Source organism: Sphingomonas sp. Ag1, from assembly GCF_000980895.1.
Lineage (GTDB): Bacteria > Pseudomonadota > Alphaproteobacteria > Sphingomonadales > Sphingomonadaceae > Sphingomonas > Sphingomonas panaciterrae.
Genome location: NZ_LAZX01000010.1, coordinates 1 through 1,291 on the forward strand (window position 1 = coordinate 1; position 1,291 = coordinate 1,291).

Sequence of the window (1,291 nt, forward strand, 5' to 3'; positions counted from 1 at the left end):
GCTGTCCTTCTCGGCGCGAACGCGCTCTTCCTCAACCTGCCAAGCGGACACGCCCTTGCCATAGTTGGCGATCTTCGTGTCCACGGATTCAGCCGAAGCGAAGTCGAGGCCCGCGATCGTGCGCCTAATCTCCGCAAGTCCAGCTTCGATCGGCCCATCAATGTCGATGCCGGCGACCTTTGCTTCTGCCTCTGTGACGCGGCTGGTTAGCTGAAGCATTTCCTCAGCGACCTTGTTGCCGTTCTCATCGACGCGCGTTCCAATCTCACGGACAGCCACAAGCGCCTGATCGTGGAGCGCAAACGCCGCCTTAATCTGACCAGCGCCGTATTTCAGCTGGAGAGCAGATACCTTGGCGATGGGCTCGCGCAGTAGGGGAGTGACAAGATCGGGCAGGAATTGGCGAATATCGTCCACGTTCTGCTTAACCTCCTCCACGGCCTCTTTGTCCGGCACGAGGCCGTTGGCGATTTCCTCCTGCACCTGCTTGAGAGCGTCAGAAATCTCGCTGTCCGTGTGGGTCGAGAAACAGCGACGACCGCCAACACGAACGCGCTGAACGCGGGTTGATGTAGCTGGCGAACTGATGCTCGTAACGACCGGCTTGGATGCGCGGCTCTGACGGAGCACAATCGGATCCTTGGTCGAGACGTTACGGCCAAAGTGCCAGACGCCATCCGGCGTTGCGAACAGGTAGCCCGCGACATGGGCCATCGCCTCACGAACGAAGTCACCGACGCTGTAGGAGATTTGATCGTCCTGCGTGTCGTCGGGCTTGGTCTGAGCATCAATGACGTTGCCCCACGTATGCGGAAAATCACGCTCAAGGTCAGCGACCGAAACCATGTCGATCTTGTCCGCTGGCACATCAGCGAAGCGGCGCAGCATGAAGGCGCAGATCGAAGCCACACCCATTGGCGCAACCGCGCCGTCGAGCGCGCCAATGCCATCCAGAGTGAGCTTACCATAAGGCTCCGCTCCAAGCCTGAACATGCCGACCGCAGGTGCCTTGGCCCATGATCCCGGTGGTAGCTGCTCAGCGGTGAGGGCGACCAACTCTTCGTAGGTTCGAACCGACAGACGGGGAGGGCCGAGTGTCAGCGCATTCTCATAGACTGCCGTTACGTCGCCGGTCGGGCCGTAGCCGTGATACTGGTAGATGAGGTTCACCGGATCAACTGAGCCATGCGCCACGATAACGAGCGTAGTCCAAGCTTGAAAGCGGCTTTAATAGCTTTGGTGCCGACATATTCGCTCGCGCGTTGATCGGCTGAAGGGGAACCATTTTGTC

General features: G+C 59.4%; 1 pseudogene. It reads right to left on the reverse strand.

Going from position 1 to position 1,291, the window contains the following annotated elements:
- A pseudogene (locus tag XM50_RS00080) lies at positions 1–1,170 on the reverse strand (hypothetical protein); the annotation flags it as partial.
- Between the last annotated feature and the right edge of the window lie 121 nt (positions 1,171–1,291).